Source organism: Metabacillus endolithicus (assembly GCF_023078335.1).
GTDB classification, from domain to species: domain Bacteria; phylum Bacillota; class Bacilli; order Bacillales; family Bacillaceae; genus Metabacillus; species Metabacillus endolithicus.
Genome location: NZ_CP095550.1, coordinates 3643256 through 3658074, shown reverse-complemented (window position 1 = coordinate 3658074; position 14819 = coordinate 3643256). Strand labels below are relative to the sequence as shown.

Genomic DNA, 14819 nt, shown 5'->3' with positions numbered 1-14819 from the left:
ACCTTTATGGTATTACGCAGTGTGCTACTTATTGTGTTAGGTTTTCAAGTGGCTCTTAATCTGACAAGACCTATTATTACTTTATATGCATCAGAAATGGGAGCAACTACTTTTGAGATTGGCATCCTTACTGCGGCATTTGCATTTTTCCCTTTAATTTTTGCCATACAGGCCGGAAGAATAGCAGATAAAATAGGTGACCGTTTACCTGTTTTATTCGGTCTAATCGGCTTAGCAATAGGAATGTTCTTTCCCTACTTATTCCACTCGATTTGGGCTTTATATGTTAGTCAATTTATTATTGGAGTTTCAAATGTATTTATTGCAGTTTCCTTACAGAATGTTCTTGGAAATGTTTCAACTAATGAAAATCGCGACCAATACTTTAGTATGTTTGGTATGGCTGTAGCCTCTGGCCAATTAATTGGTCCAATTTTAGGAGGTTATATATCTGAACACTATAGTTACTCCATTGCTTTTTTAACTGCTTTAATTATTAGTCTGGTGCCTATCTTATTATTTAATAGAATACCAGTCATACTAAAGAGAAGTATTGCTAAGAAAGAAAGTTTGAAATCATCAATAGGGTTATTAAAGGAACCAGCTTTAAAGAAGGCATTAATCTCAAGTGCCCTTGTTCTCTATTCCAAAGATATCTTTGTTGCTTACTTTCCATTATTTGCAAAACAACATAATATTTCTAATTCATCAATTGGCTGGATTATAGCTTTACAAGGTTTAGCCATGATTGTTGTGCGTTTTATTTTACCAGCAGTATCTAAACGGTTGGGCAGGGAAAGGGTGCTATGGGCTTCGATCATTATTGCCGGAATCTCTTTTTTCTTAATCCCAATTTCGGATCAAATAATGATTTTATGTTTTTTAAGCTGTTTAATGGGCTTTGGCCTAGGTTGTGGACAGCCAATTTCAATGTCAACAACCTATAACGCTTCACCTAAGGACAGAACTGGAGAAGTCCTCGGTTTACGCCTTTCATCAAACCGCTTATCACAATTAATTGCACCATTATTCTTTGGAATAATTGGAACTTGGCTTGGTGTCATTTCAGTCTTCATAGTAAGTGGAATGTTCCTAATAGGAGGTTCATTTTTTATAAGGACCGGAAAGAAAGAAAAACAAGTTGAGGAAGAAAATATAATAATAGAAAGAAAAGAAGTAAAAAATGGTTACTAGGAATAGGAACCATTTTTTTGTAGTCCTTCCATCAAAGTTTGTTTTATGTATATTCATTTGTAATACGGCATCTTTTGCTCTACAGCACGCTCTATGCAATAAAAAAAAATATCTATTTTAATTAATATTTTCTATTGTTATAGAGTATTAAATATTATTTTTTGATGATTCCACAGTGGTAAACTTAAAGAAAAGGAAAGATAAATATTTATCTTTATGTGAAAGGAAGTTATACATGATTAATTTAAAGGATGTTATCGACTTACATATCCATTCAGCACCTGACATTAGAGTTCGATCTCATAATGATCTTGAACTGGCTGAACAAGCAACTAAAGTTGGCGCTAAAGCGATCGTCATCAAATCTCATCATACACCTACCATGGACAGAGCTTGGATTGTAAATCAAGTTTATCCAAAAACAAATGTATTTGGCAGCATAACACTTAACCATACAGTTGGCGGATTTAACCCTTACGCTGTTAATTATGCCTTAGAACTAGGAGCAAAGATTGTTTGGCTTCCTACTATCCATGCTAAGAACCACCTTCAAAAGGAAGGAAAAAGTGGTGGATTAGAACCTGTTCAAGATAACAAGATTGTATCTGATCTTATAGAAATCTTTAAGTTAATTGCTGAAAAGAAAGCAGTTCTTGCTACAGGTCACATATCACCAAAAGAAATATTCTATGTTGTAGATGAGGCAACAAAGCATGGGGTAGAAAAAATTGTTGTAACCCATCCTGAGTTTCACATTGTAGGGATGACAATAACCGACCAAAAAAAACTTAAGGATAATTATAATGTCTACTTTGAACGTACGTATGCTCAACCTATCGGAAGCGGGATATACCAATCAAATCTTCCCATTAATTTAGAGGCTATTGAAGAAATAGGTTATCATTCTACTGTTGTATCAACTGATGGAGGACAAATTGAAAATCCAAAATGGAACGAAGCCTTATCTAATTATATTAAATTCCTTTTTGATAATGGTATAAGTACAGAAGCAATTGATACAATGACAAAACACACCCCAGCAAAGTTATTAGGATTAGATATTTAGCATTAACTTCTGTTTCATTAATTCCTTCTATAGAAATTCATCAATATTTACAATACCTAAATAATAACATTTACTATTAAATATATACCTTAATCCCCGATATAACATATGTAAACACATACTTATATCGGGGTGAAGTTATGCAAAAGAAAATGCAGAATAGTATATCTAGTAAGCTAATGATTATTATTATTGTTATCGTTGCTTTAACAGGAATAACAGTTGGGGGCCCAGGCTACTTCTTAGCGAAAAAACAATTAACAGAAGCAGGGAAAAATCAGTTAAAACAAATTGTTGAAGGATCTCTTGTGCTATTAGAAGAATTAAATTCTCAGGTTAAGAATAATGAAATAACCCTTGATGAAGCAAAAGAAAAAGCACGTTTGAAATTATTAGGACCTAAGTTGTCTAATAATGAGGAGTACGATTACACGCAGTCCTCTTTTTCATATAAGGATGCAGGCTATCTAGTAGCATATGGATCTGACTACTCTGCACAGCTACACCCGACAAATCCTATAGGTCAAATCCCTGATGATACGTCAGATCGTGAAAAAATGGTTCAAGCTGCACAAGCTTCTCAAATTGAAAAGCATTATTATATTTTTTCGGATGAAGATGAAGATACAGGGAAGTTCAAAAATAAAATAGCCTACATGGAGAAATACGAACCTTGGGGTTGGAATGTAGGTGTCATTGTATTTGAAGATGAATTTTATTCTGAACTTAATATTGTGCGAAACTATATGACTTTACTTACTCTTTCTATAGCACTTTTAAGTATTCTATTATTTTATTTTGCTAGCAAGAAAAAGCTAAAACTTTTAAGAGAAGTTTCTACAGCAGCAATTAGTGTATCTAAAGGTGATATTGTAAGCGCTAAATTACCTGAATCTAAAGACGAAATTGGGCAATTAGGTTTTGCATATAATCAAATGACAGAACAGCTCAGACTACTTATTAGTGGATTACAAAATACAAGCAACCATTTACTTCAATCCGCAAATGATTTATCGGCTATTTCAGAAGAAACCTCAGCTACTAGTGAAGAAATTGGAATGACATTAACTGAGATTTCTGCTGGAGCTATTGCACAATCAACCGACTTAAGTGATATTGATAAAAATGTTTCATTACTTAATCAATCTATTGAAAGAATGAATCATCATAATAATTCCATTAAAGATATGACAAAGAATTCAGAAGCTGCAACACAACAAGGTCAACAAATCATAACGAAACTTAAAGAATCAAATTTAATAGCTTTTAATGCGTCTTCTGCTGCAAGTCTAGGGGTTACAAATCTATCAAAAAAAATCCAAGATATCTCACGCATTACAGATACAATTGAAAGTATTGCTTCTGAAACGAATTTACTGGCTCTTAATGCAAGTATAGAAGCAGCTAGAGCAGGTGAAAATGGCAAAGGATTTGCTGTAGTTGCAAATGAAGTCCGAAAACTAGCGGAACAATCTAATCAAGCGACAAAACAAATTCAAGAGATGATCAACTCAATAGAAACAGAAACAGAAAATACAGTATTATTAATGTCAGATACGATTGAACGTTCAGAGGATTTAAAAGAATCTGTTGTTGATACTGAGAATGAGTTTATACAAATTTCTTCAGCAATCTCAGAGACACAACAAGCGGTTGAATCACTAAGTAAAGAACTTGAAATACTGACGAATAAAAACAAGAGCATTACCGCTGCAATGAATAATGCTTCAAATGTTGCCGAACAATCTGCATCGTCAGTAGAAGCCATTACAACATCTGTAGATGAACAAATAATAGCAATCTCAAATATTTCGATATCTGCCGAAAAGTTATGTGATCTTAGTCAGGAAATGACGAGCATGATTAAAAAATATAATATTAAATCATAATGGAATTAACAAAACCCTTACAACTAGAGTGTAAGGGTTTTGGATGTTAAAAGTATTTGTTTAATTCATCAAAAAAGGGCTGATATATCAAACCTTTAGTTGCATATTTACTTATTTATCTCAACAGAAAGTTTGTTCTTTACAAAAACCTCTTTCAATGCATTTTTAGCATCCTCTTCATCTTTCCCATGAATCTCCAACTTAAAAGATTTAGAGGTAAGAATACTAAAAGATAATCCCAACATACTTTTAGCATCTACAACTTTATCATCAGTAATAATAACAATACTTGATTCAAACTTACTAGCTACTTGATTAATCTCTACGACTGCTTGTGCTATTGTTCTATTCATGCTTACACCCCTTAACATCTTATGATTTAAATATACCGATTCTCTTTTCACATGAAAAATAGTAATTTTCTATCGAATTCAATTGAATTATTTGTGAATAACTCATTCACTTGATTTCTACATGTATACTAGCTCGATCATTTTAATAAGCTTTTTGACTTGACCATTCGACGCACAACAGATTGCATAATTCCACTATTACGGTAATACTCAATTTCCACGACATTATCAAGACGTAGTTTAACATCAAATTCAAATGAACTTTTATCAGGTTTGATTGCTTTTATTTTTATAGTTTTTCCTGGTTTAATTGAATCATTTAATCCTATTGTTTCAAATGACTCATCTCCAGTGATTCCTAGGGACCGCACATTTTGCCCTTCTAAAAATTGCAGAGGAAGGATTCCCATTCCTACAAGATTACTACGATGTATTCTTTCGAAGCTTTCAGCTAAAACAACCTTTACCCCAAGTAAATACGGACCTTTTGCAGCCCAATCTCTGGAACTACCAGTACCATACTCTTTACCTGCAAGAATAAATAAAGGCGTACGATCTTCCCTATATTTCATTGATGCGTCATACATTGATAAGATTTCTCCCGTAGGAAAATACTTCGTCATTCCTCCTTCATAACCAGGTACAAGTTGATTTCGAATTCTTAAATTGGCAAGTGCAGCTCTAACCATGACCTCATGATTACCTCTTCGGGATGGATACGAATTGAAATCGTTTATTCCCACTCCTTTTTGTTGCAAAAATAAACCAGAAGCACTGTCTGCCTTAATTGCTCCTGAAGGAGAAAGATGATCAGTTGTCACTGAATGACCAAGCATGGCTAGAGTGCGAGCTCCTTCAATATTAACGATATTACTAGGTTGTTCTGTCATCTCTTTTAAGAAAGGAGGCTCTTGGATATATGTTGATTTCTCATCCCAATCGTAAAGGTCGCCCTCAGATACCTGTATTGAATTCCATTCTTCATTTGAACTGGTTACATTTTGATATCGCTTTTGAAATAATTCTGGACTAACAGCATAACTTAGGATTTTCTGAATTTCTTGTGATGATGGCCAAAGCTCTCTTAAATAAACTGGTTTATTAAATTGATCAAATCCTATTGGTTCTTTAAATAAATCTATATCAACAGTACCTGCAATAGCATAAGCAATAACAAGTGGTGGAGATGCCAAGTAATTTGCTTTTATTTGTGGATGGATACGACCTTCAAAATTTCGATTTCCCGACAATACTCCGGCTACAACTAAATCGTTCTCACTAACTGCATCATTCACTTCCTGTGGTAGTGGACCTGAATTTCCAATACAAGTTGCACATCCATATCCCGCAATGTGGAATCCTAGTTTCTCTAGATAGGTTAATAGACCTGATTCCTCTAAATAGTCCGTAACAACACGTGATCCCGGTGTAAGTGAAGTCTTAACATAGGGTTGTTTCATTAATCCTCTCTCTACTGCTTTCTTCGCAACAAGCCCTGCAGTTATTAATACATTAGGATTGGAAGTGTTGGTACAACTTGTAATGGCAGCAAGTACAACAGAGCCATTCTTTATTATAGATGTCTCTCCATCTTGATGATTTACTTTTGTTGTTTTTGTTAGATCTTCTTCAGTTAAAGCGAATCCACCTTCACTTATGGATGAACGAATGATTTTATTATATTCCTCTTTCATTTTAGTAAGTTCAACCTTATCTTGTGGACGTTTTGGCCCTGCAAGGCACGGAGTTATTAAAGATAAATCAAGTTCAATGATGTCTGAATAAATAGGTTGAGGGCTTTCATCTGTCATGAACATACCTTGTGTTTTGTAATAGCTTTCAATCAGAGAAATTTGTTCCTTACTACGCCCAATTATCTTTAAGTAATCTAACGTTTCTTGGTCAACAGGAAATAATCCCATTGTCGCACCGTACTCTGGAGCCATATTAGCTATTGTTGCTCGATCTGCCACACTCATCGACTTTATTCCTGGACCAAAAAATTCAACATACTTCCCTACAACTCCTTTACTCCTTAACAAACTCGTCACGGTTAAGGCTAAGTCTGTTGAAGTTGTTCCTTCAGGAAGTTGACCAACAAATTTAAATCCAACAACTTCAGGAATAACAAAATAAACTGGTTGCCCCAGCATTGCAGCTTCTGCTTCAATTCCTCCTACTCCCCAAGCAACAATCCCCATTCCATTTACCATAGTTGTATGGGAATCTGTTCCAACAAGTGAATCAGGATAAATCATGAGGTTACCACTCTCTTCTTTTATAAAAGCAACAGAGCTTAAAAGCTCCATATTAATTTGGTGCATAATACCGGTTGCTGGAGGAATAACATTGAAGTTGTCAAAAGACTTCTGTGCCCAACGAAGAAAACGAAACCTCTCTAAATTTCTTTCAAAATTCAACTTTTCATTTAGTTTCATGGAATCAGGAGTTCCAAAGTAATCAACAGTTAATGAGTGGTCAACAACAAGATCTACCGGTATTGATGGATTAACATCTGAAACATTACCTCCAATACGTTTTATTGATTCTCTCATGGCAGCTAAATCTACTAAAGTAGGCAAGCCTGTTGTGTCATGTAAAAGAATCCTGGTTGGCTTAAAAGGCACTTCTTCATTAGGAGCGTTATCCATTCCCCAATTTGCTAGCTTCTTTATATGTTCCATTGTCACATTAACCCCATCATAGTTCCGAATAGCAGATTCTAAAAGAACTTTAATTGAGTATGGAAGCTTTGAAATGTGACCAATTCCGTTCTCCTCTAATGAAGTGATTGAAAAATAACTATATTCTTTTTGGTTAATCCTTATTCGTTTTTTTATTTTATTTATTACAGCTTCATCCTTTATCATTTCATCACAACTCCTTAATACTCTTTCATGCGGTTTATCTTTATTTTATTTCACATACGACTTTGTGAATAATACCAATATTTCATACTCATATATGAAACTTTTTCATATTGTTACTGAAACAAGACTTCAAAAAACTTATAATAGATACATAGAAACAATACTAATTTAACACTGAGTTATTGGAGGCTAGGAAATGGATGATCGGGACTGGCTAATATTACACACTTTGAACAACGAAAAGAGCATTACAAAAGCAGGGCAAAGTTTATTTCTGGCACAGCCCACATTAACAAAGCGTCTAAAACAAATAGAAACAGAATTTGGCGTGAAAATAGTTGATCGAGGAATTAAAGGAGTTCAATTTACTCCAGAAGGAGAATATTTAGCAAAACGCGCAAATGAGATGCTACAGTTTCTACGTGAAATTAAAGAAGATATCGAAAACTTTAATCAAAATGTGTCTGGAACATTAAGATTAGGAGTTTCTAACTTTATAAGTAAATATAAACTACCTATTTTATTAAAACTCTTTAAAGATCAGTATCCTGATGTAGAATTTCAAGTAGATACCGGTTATAGCAAAGACATCTTTAATTTAGTTTATAATCAAACAACACATATTGGATTTGTTAGAGGAGATTATAGTTGGCCTGGTCAAAAGTTATTATTGTTTGAAGAAAAACTATGTATTGCTTCTACAAATAAGCTAGAGTTAGAAGATCTTCCTAGACTACCAAGAATTGATTATCGAACAGATCAACTATACAAACAATTAGTGGAAAATTGGTGGACAGAACATTATTCACAACCCCCGTATATTGCTATGTCCGTTGATCAAGGTGATACGTGCAAGGAAATGATTCTTAATGGATTGGGTTATGCGATCATGCCATCTTTATTCGTAGATGGTATTGAAGAAATACATAAAATATACTTAAAAGATAACAAAGGCAATTATTTAACAAGGAAAACATGGATGTTCTACCATGAAGAATCACTAAATCTAAATGTTGTTAAAGCATTTGTTAACTTCATAAAAGATATAGATTTATATAAACTATAAAACAAAAAAACATTTTTAAGAATGAGTCATTTTTCATTCTCAGAAATGTTTTTCTATGATAATTATATTCTATGATTCATCATTGATGATAACGTTTCTACCTCTTAATTTTAACAATAGAGGAATTAACACCCACATTAAAGCAATAATCAAGAAGATTAAAGAAGCTGGACTTTGCAGAAAAACCATAAAGTCACCATTTGAACTAGTTAAGGCACGTCTCATATTATTTTCAATCATAGGGCCTAGTACAAGACCTAAAACGATTGGAGCAATTGGAAAATCATGTTTCTGTAAATAATATCCAACGATTCCACAGATTAATAAAAGGATTAAATCAAAAGTTGAAAATTGTACCGCGTATACTCCAAAAAATGAGATGGCAATAATTATAGGCAATAAGTACTTTGCAGGTGTTTCTATGACTTTTGCAAATACTTTTACAAGCGGCATATTAAGAATAAGTAGCATAAAATTCCCAATAAACATACTAGCTATTAACCCCCATGCTACCTGAGGATGTTCCTCAAATAACAGCGGACCTGGCTGTACATTATACATAATTAAGGCACCCATTAATATGGCCGTTGTTCCTGAACCAGGTATTCCAAGCGTCAGAAGTGGTATCATCGCTCCTCCAGAAGCAGCATTGTTTGCTGATTCTGGAGCAGCTACCCCTTCGATTGCTCCTTTCCCAAACTTGGCTGGATTCTTACTAATTTTTTTTCCATAATATAAGAGAAAAACGATGCCAATGTTGCACCTGCTCCTGGTAAAACACCAATGAAAAAGCCCAAAAGTGATCCCCTAGTGATTGGGCCACTGCTTTCTTTCAAGTCTTGGCGTGTAGGTAAAATACGCCCTATCTTACTAACAACTCCACCATCGCTCCTCCTCTCTAAGATTGTTTTAAAAACCTCCCCTAACGCAAAAAGACCAACAGCTATTGTTAAAAATTCCAATCCTGAATATAAAGTAGGAATTTCGTAGGTAAAACGGGCAACACCCGAAACACTATCTAAACCTATCGTAGCAAGAAGTAAACCAAGAACAGTCATCATAAGCGCCTTTGTCATCGATTTACCTGCTAATCCACTTACTGCACATAACCCTAAAATCATTAATGAAAAATATTCTGCAGGCCCAAATTTCAATGCCATTTCAGATAATGGTTTAGCCATAAGAACAAGTCCAACTAAAGAAATAATTCCAGCCACAAAAGAACCAATTGCAGCAATCGATAATGCAACTCCAGCCTTACCTTTCTTTGCTAGTTGATAACCATCTAAAGCTGTTACAACTGATGAAGATTCTCCAGGTGTATTTAATAATATAGAAGTTGTTGAACCACCATACATTGCTCCATAATAAACACCAGCTAATAAAATAATAGAACTAGCTGCCGCAGACTCAGGATCAAGTCCACTTGTAAATGAAGCTGTAACTGGTATAAGTAAGGCAACACCACTCATAGGACCAATTCCAGGAAGTACGCCCACTGCTGTTCCGATTATTACGCCAACTAAAGCAAAAAGGAGATTATGCCACTGTAAAGCTGTATAAAAACCTTCCGCTAAAAATTGTAAACTCTCCACTAAATTCCCCTCCTAACTGAACCAAACCGGAAATCCGGGTAGAGTTCCTTCTAATATCTCTACAAACAAGAAATAAACACCATAGGAAAAACCACCTGCAATGACAAGCGATTTCCACCACTTCCCACGTTCCATTACCTGAAACCCAACTATTAAGAATAAAAAGGTTGTAATAACGTACCCGATTGTTTCTAAAAACAATCCATAAAGTACTGCTGAAATAAGAATAATGACAAATTTCTTGTAATCAAGCTTTTCTCTCATTTTCGTTTCCTTAGGATATTTAAATGTTTCATAAAAAAGCCGAATACTTAATAAGATTAATGCCAACCCTAAACCTAGCGGAAAAATATCTGGTCCAACATTACTCCCATAAGCACTTTCCGTAATTTTTCTACTTTCAATAACAAAGGCCAAACCTATTGCAAAGAATACCATACCTGAATATCGATCAAAAGACTTACTCATTATCTAACCCCCGATTTAAGAATAGAGAGAGGAATAAGTATTCCTCTCTACATGACAATGAACACGATTATAGATGATTGGATTAAATAATTGTCTACCTACTTATTTTTGCATTCCTAATGTCGTTAAGATCTCCTTATACATGACTTCTTCTTTTTCTATCTGCTTAATGAAATCTTCAGAGTTAAGATAACCATCTTGAAAACCTAAACTATTAAGTTCATTCTGCCAATCTTCAGTAGTAACAAGGGCTTCGATTTGTTCTTCCCAGTATTTTTTAGCGTCAGCTGACATATCTTTTGGTCCAAATATCCCTCTCCAGTTTGTTAGTTCAACATCTATACCTTGTTCTTTGTAAGTTGGAATTGCCTCAAACTCACCTGGTAATCTCTCTCCAGAAGAAACACCCAAAATTCTTACCTTACCGGCTTTTTGATACTCGTAAACGGATGCAACATCAGAACTTACAACATCAGCATTTCCTCCAAGAAGTGCAGTTAAAGCTTCTCCACCACCGTCATATGAAACATACTTTATTGATTTAACATCTACTTCTGCTTTCATGGCTGGGTAAACAATGTTGAGGTGATCATATGATCCCGGTCCTGACCCTCCTGCAAATGTAATATTACTTGGGTTTGCCTTTAAATCTTCCATTAATGATGTTAAGTCTTTGTATTTAGAATCAGCACTTACCGCCAATACTGCGTTTTCTGTCACTAACTGAGCAAGTGGCGTAATATCTCTATAAGAAATTGGGCTATTCCCTTCCTTTTTGAGGTTGTTTAAGATAAAGGGAGTAGATGTTAGTAATAGTTTGTAGTCATTACCAACTTCTTTATTTGCAAACTCAACTGTACCAACAACTTGACCTCCACCTGGTTTGTTTTCAACAGTGATAGTCTCACTTATTAACTCGGTTTGATCTAGTATCTTTGCCAAAGCTCTTGAAGTTGTATCCAATCCTCCGCCAGCCCCTGATGGCGCTACAATTGTAATTGGTTTTTCCGGATAGTTTGAATGATTAGTTGTTTGTTCTTTATCTTCTGAACCATTTGAGGATGCCGACTCCCCACTGCAAGCTCCTAAAATGACCATAAGTAATCCTAGTAACACAATTGATAGTAATTTCTTCATAATAAATCCCCCTTTTTTGTAAGCGCTTAAATTAGTTCCCAAAAAATTTATTATCTAAAAGTTCATGACTAAACTCCCTTTGTTGTCATTCCTCCTCTTTTTAAAGCTAAGATTTTCTCTTATACGAAAATACTAGCTTAAGCTAAATCTTTAAAAGATAGCATTATTTCATAAATGAGTATTCCTACTAAAAATACGGGAACTGCAAATGCTCTTTATGAAAGCGCTATTTTCATAACAATAATATAAATTAATAATCAGAATTTTTAAAATAGCATTTTTCTATCTAAATCCATTAAAATTTCCTATATAAGTTTTCTATTGCTTTATTGAATAGATATCTATGTCATTTCACTATTTAACCCTTCTTACAATTATAGGTTAATTTTAAAATATAGGTTTGAAAGTAAGGTTACACCATATCTGTAGAAGGGGGAAAATAAATGTCTAAAATGTATGTTACACATGATCTTTTAGTAGACCTTGCAAAAAATTTACTTAAAGCTGGAGGTTTAAACAGTGAGAATGCTTTAATAATTGCCAATGATTTGGTAGCTGCAAATTTACGTGGTCTTGATTCTCATGGAATTTCTCGGATTCCAATGTATTTGGAGCGAATTAGGCGTGGTGTTGTGACACCCAATCCAGACATAACATTTACTCAACAAACATCTGCTGTTGGATTAGTCGATGGTGACAATGGAATGGGTTTTTTAGCTGGTCATCGCGCAATGGATGAAGCAATTAAGTTAGCGGAAAAGTCAGGGATTGGAATGGTCGGTGTTAGAAATAGCACCCACTACGGTATGGCTGCACTTTATGTATTACAGGCAATAGATAAAGGGTTCATTTCAATGGCATACACAAATTCATCCCCCGCACTCCCTGTTTATGGCGGAAGAAACGCGTTTCTTGGTGCAAGCCCTTTGCAGCTGGATTTCCTTCAGGAAATGAAGCTCCTTATGTACTAGATATGGCCATGACTGTCATTGCAAGAGGAAAAATAAGATTAGCAGCTGCTCATGGTGAAGAAATTCCTTTAGGTTTAGCTCTGGATGCCAATGGCGTCTCAACAACTGATGCGCAAAAAGCATTTGAAGGTGTGTGTTTACCTTTTGGTGGCCCAAAAGGTGCAGCTATGGCCATGCTTATGGACCTTTTTGCGGGTGTTTTTACAGGAGCCAATTATGGAGGAGACGTAAAGAGTCTTTATTTCGATCATTCAGAACCACAAAATGTTGGTCATATCTTTATAGCGATTCGACCGGACCTCTTTGTCACAAAGGAAGAATATGAAGAAAGAATGGATACTTTTGTTAAACGAGCAAAAGCATGTCCTCTTGCTGAGGGATTCGATGAAATTTTGAATCCTGGAGAACCTGAACAGAGGGTCGTAAAAGTACGGCGTCAATCTGGAATTCCTTTGAGCGAGAAAATCTATCAAACTTTAAAAAAGGAAGCTGAAAATTACGGACTTGATATTTCCATATATGAAAAAGAGATTTCCACAAGAATAGAGTAGCTTAAGAAATATAGACCAAATCAAGTTATGTATGATAACTTGATTTAGTTTTGTCCAGTCATTTAATTGAACTAACTCCCCCTTTCTCTCCTGTGAATATTTGCTTCTCTTCCTCATATAGTTCTCCCACATAAACTTTATCCATATATAGTAATTGCTCTCACATCTAAAAAATAGCAAGTGTTAAGACTCCTTGTGTGTTGACTATATTAACTTTATACTTAAGATATAAAAAAATATATGAACGAATAAAGATTCATATAAATTTTCTTTATATCAAGATTGGAGAGTGAAGATATTGAATGATAAAGACTGGAAGATTCTTAAAACACTCTATAAAGAAAAAAATATTACAAAAACTGCAGAACAGCTTTTTCTTTCTCAACCCTCTCTCTCCTACCGTCTTAAACAGCTGGAAAAAGAGTTTAATATTACGATTCTATATAGAGGAAGACGAGGCATTGAATTTACCGAACAAGGAGAGTATTTAGTTAGATATGCAAATGAAATGGATCTAAAATTAACTGATTTAAAGGAGAAATTATCTAACATAGATAAAGAGCTTAATGGCACTTTAAGGCTAGGCGTTTCACGTTCAATCGCTCTTTATAAGATCCCTAATTTACTAATGGAGTTTAACTCTATACATCCTAAAGTTCAGTTCTCCGTTAATACAGGACTAAACTTGGATCTTATCAATTCTGTATATAAACAAGAATTTCATATAGGAATTGTACGTGGAAATCACCATTGGTCAGATGAAAAAATTGTCGTGTCCAAAGAGACGATTAATATCATATCAAATCAAGAGCTTGATATGACTAAATTACCAAGCATACCAAGAATTGATTATGGCACGGACCCCGCACTAACGATGATTTTTGATAATTGGTGGACAGAAAATTACTCTGAAACCCCTAAAGTTGCCATGCATGTGGAAAATATGGAAATTGCAAAAAAAATGGTCTCTGCTGGCCTCGGATACACTATTGTTCCCGGTATCGTTCTTGAAGATGGCAGTGAGTACAAATACAACAAAGAACTAAATGGGCAAGATGGTGAAAAATTACAATGGATAACATGGGTACTTTTTAGAAAAGAGTACTTGGAGTTATCAACAGTGAAAACTTTTATTGATTTTTTAAGAGGCAATTATTAATAACTCACCTTTAAACAACAGATTTTATATAATGGAAAAAACCTAGCTGAGATGCTAGGTTTTCAATTAAAAAATTATTTTTGATACATAAACAATAATTGTAACTGTTACACTGCTAAGCAAGGTTGAGACCAAAACAGTTTGCCCCGCGAATTCAGGATAGTTTTTATACTCTAAAGCCAATTGAGCGCTATTTCTAGAGGATGGATAAGAACTTGCGATAAATAATGCCTGAGCAGTCGTTCCTTCCAACTGAAAAGTATAAATAATAACTAATGCAATAATGGGGAAATTAAAATCAATCTCCCAAAACAACTGAGGATAAGAACTAAACTTATCCTCTTTATTTTTATATAAGCAACTTGAGCACCGAGTGTTAATAGAGCCATAGCCAGGAAAGCATCTGATACACTTTCTATTGGACTCCATATAAATTCAGGAATCTTCACGTTAACGCCCTGAAGTAACATTCCTAAAAATAATGCATAAATCATAGGCAT

11 protein-coding genes and 2 pseudogenes are annotated in these 14819 nt (G+C 34.6%); 6 read left to right on the top strand and 7 right to left on the bottom strand.

What is annotated here, in order from left to right; all coding sequences use genetic code 11:
- Window positions 1-6: 6 nt before the first annotated feature.
- The 3 genes from MVE64_RS18770 to MVE64_RS18760 all read left to right on the top strand — a co-directional run bounded on the left by MVE64_RS18770 (window position 7) and on the right by MVE64_RS18760 (window position 4149).
- Window positions 7-1194, top strand: coding sequence for an MFS transporter (locus MVE64_RS18770; protein WP_247340233.1), 1188 nt, complete (start codon window positions 7-9; stop codon window positions 1192-1194).
- Between the two features lie 235 nt (window positions 1195-1429).
- A complete protein-coding gene (locus MVE64_RS18765) occupies window positions 1430-2260 on the top strand; it encodes a DUF6282 family protein (RefSeq protein ID WP_247340232.1) in 831 nt (276 codons plus the stop codon).
- A gap of 140 nt (window positions 2261-2400) precedes the next feature.
- On the top strand, window positions 2401-4149 hold the full coding sequence (locus MVE64_RS18760; protein ID WP_247340231.1) for a methyl-accepting chemotaxis protein: 1749 nt from the start codon (window positions 2401-2403) through the stop codon (window positions 4147-4149).
- Between the two features lie 107 nt (window positions 4150-4256).
- On the opposite strand, the gene MVE64_RS18755 is transcribed toward MVE64_RS18760, so the two are convergent.
- Together MVE64_RS18755 and acnA are read right to left on the bottom strand one after the other, a co-directional pair.
- Window positions 4257-4502 (bottom strand): HPr family phosphocarrier protein, encoded by a 246-nt coding sequence (locus tag MVE64_RS18755; protein WP_247340230.1) that lies wholly within the window; start codon window positions 4500-4502, stop codon window positions 4257-4259.
- 137 nt (window positions 4503-4639) lie between these two features.
- A complete protein-coding gene (acnA, locus tag MVE64_RS18750; protein ID WP_247340229.1) occupies window positions 4640-7372 on the bottom strand; it encodes an aconitate hydratase AcnA in 2733 nt (910 codons plus the stop codon).
- Between the two features lie 196 nt (window positions 7373-7568).
- Between acnA and MVE64_RS18745 the strand changes: the two genes are divergently transcribed.
- Window positions 7569-8438 (top strand): LysR family transcriptional regulator, encoded by an 870-nt coding sequence (locus MVE64_RS18745; RefSeq protein WP_247340224.1) that lies wholly within the window; start codon window positions 7569-7571, stop codon window positions 8436-8438.
- A 69-nt stretch (window positions 8439-8507) separates the two neighbouring features.
- On the opposite strand, the pseudogene MVE64_RS18740 reads toward MVE64_RS18745, so the two are convergent.
- The 3 genes and pseudogenes from MVE64_RS18740 to MVE64_RS18730 all read right to left on the bottom strand — a co-directional run bounded on the left by MVE64_RS18740 (window position 8508) and on the right by MVE64_RS18730 (window position 11638).
- Window positions 8508-10033, bottom strand: a pseudogene (locus tag MVE64_RS18740) (tripartite tricarboxylate transporter permease).
- Window positions 10034-10045: 12 nt separating this feature from the next.
- Window positions 10046-10501 (bottom strand): tripartite tricarboxylate transporter TctB family protein, encoded by a 456-nt coding sequence (locus MVE64_RS18735; protein ID WP_247340223.1) that lies wholly within the window; start codon window positions 10499-10501, stop codon window positions 10046-10048.
- A 102-nt stretch (window positions 10502-10603) separates the two neighbouring features.
- Window positions 10604-11638 (bottom strand): Bug family tripartite tricarboxylate transporter substrate binding protein, encoded by a 1035-nt coding sequence (locus tag MVE64_RS18730; protein ID WP_247340222.1) that lies wholly within the window; start codon window positions 11636-11638, stop codon window positions 10604-10606.
- Window positions 11639-12081: 443 nt separating this feature from the next.
- On the opposite strand from MVE64_RS18730, the pseudogene MVE64_RS28185 reads away from it, so the two are divergent.
- A pseudogene (locus tag MVE64_RS28185) lies at window positions 12082-13160 on the top strand (Ldh family oxidoreductase).
- 298 nt (window positions 13161-13458) lie between these two features.
- Complete coding sequence (locus MVE64_RS18715) at window positions 13459-14319, top strand: LysR family transcriptional regulator (RefSeq protein WP_247340217.1); 861 nt, start codon at window positions 13459-13461, stop codon at window positions 14317-14319.
- Window positions 14320-14385: 66 nt separating this feature from the next.
- Here MVE64_RS18715 and MVE64_RS27835 read toward each other — a convergent pair whose 3' ends face one another.
- On the bottom strand, window positions 14386-14571 hold the full coding sequence (locus MVE64_RS27835; RefSeq protein WP_345740838.1) for a hypothetical protein: 186 nt from the start codon (window positions 14569-14571) through the stop codon (window positions 14386-14388).
- Between the two features lie 20 nt (window positions 14572-14591).
- A complete protein-coding gene (locus tag MVE64_RS27830; RefSeq protein ID WP_345740837.1) occupies window positions 14592-14789 on the bottom strand; it encodes a hypothetical protein in 198 nt (65 codons plus the stop codon).
- Between the last annotated feature and the right edge of the window lie 30 nt (window positions 14790-14819).

Coding starts and splice junctions, on each gene's coding strand:
- MVE64_RS18770 (WP_247340233.1), top strand. CDS start 7: ATGGTATTACGCAGTGTGCTACTTATTGTGTTAGGTTTTCAAGTGGCT.
- MVE64_RS18765 (WP_247340232.1), top strand. CDS start 1,430: ATGATTAATTTAAAGGATGTTATCGACTTACATATCCATTCAGCACCT.
- MVE64_RS18760 (WP_247340231.1), top strand. CDS start 2,401: ATGCAAAAGAAAATGCAGAATAGTATATCTAGTAAGCTAATGATTATT.
- MVE64_RS18755 (WP_247340230.1), bottom strand. CDS start 4,502: ATGAATAGAACAATAGCACAAGCAGTCGTAGAGATTAATCAAGTAGCT.
- acnA (WP_247340229.1), bottom strand. CDS start 7,372: ATGATAAAGGATGAAGCTGTAATAAATAAAATAAAAAAACGAATAAGG.
- MVE64_RS18745 (WP_247340224.1), top strand. CDS start 7,569: ATGGATGATCGGGACTGGCTAATATTACACACTTTGAACAACGAAAAG.
- MVE64_RS18735 (WP_247340223.1), bottom strand. CDS start 10,501: ATGAGTAAGTCTTTTGATCGATATTCAGGTATGGTATTCTTTGCAATA.
- MVE64_RS18730 (WP_247340222.1), bottom strand. CDS start 11,638: ATGAAGAAATTACTATCAATTGTGTTACTAGGATTACTTATGGTCATT.
- MVE64_RS27830 (WP_345740837.1), bottom strand. CDS start 14,789: ATGTTACTTCAGGGCGTTAACGTGAAGATTCCTGAATTTATATGGAGT.